This is a genomic window from Microbacterium maritypicum MF109, from assembly GCF_000455825.1.
GTDB lineage: Bacteria > Actinomycetota > Actinomycetes > Actinomycetales > Microbacteriaceae > Microbacterium > Microbacterium maritypicum_A.
Genome location: NZ_ATAO01000223.1, coordinates 1 through 628, shown reverse-complemented (window position 1 = coordinate 628; position 628 = coordinate 1). Strand labels below are relative to the sequence as shown.

Here is a 628-nt window from a genome sequence, read left to right as displayed (position 1 = left end):
CAGCAAGTGCGACCGGAACGGCCCGCGTCGGCCATATGCTCACGAGGTGGGAATCGGAAGGATGCGGATCGGGGCCGGGACGTGGGTCGTCGCCGGGCTGGTCGTGGTCGCCCTCGTGTGCATCGTCACCGGGTTCCTGCCGCGCTCCGACGCCGGGGCATTGGGCGAGCGGATCGCGCCCGTGCTGGGGTTCGTCGTCGCGATCACGATCGTCGCCGAGCTCGCCCGCGACGCCGCGGTCTTCGACGTCGTCTCGCAACGACTCGCCCGCTGGGGACGCGGTCGGGTGCTCGTGCTGTGGGCGCTGGTGGTCGCGCTCGCCGTGGTGAGCACGGTGTTCCTGTCGCTCGACACGACCGCCGTGATCGTCACGCCGGTCGTCGTCGTCCTCGCGCAGAGCATCGGCGTCTCACCCCTTCCCTTCGCCCTGGCGACCGTGTGGCTCGCCAACACGGCATCCCTCGCCCTCCCGGTCTCGAACCTCACCAACCTGCTCGCCGCCCCCGCCATCGGCGACGGCCCCGCGGCGTTCTTCGCGCTCAGCTGGGCACCGACGCTCGTCGGCATCCTCGTGCCCGTCGCGATCCTGACGATCCTGCATCGGCGCACGGTCTTCGGTGCGTACGAG

Annotated in this window: 1 protein-coding gene; it reads left to right on the top strand. The window is 71.2% G+C overall.

The features are described from left to right. Positions 1–46 precede the first annotated feature (46 nt). Positions 47–628, top strand: a 582-nt coding sequence (locus tag L687_RS39235) for an SLC13 family permease (RefSeq protein WP_268741829.1), incomplete at its 3' end; no start/stop codon positions are given.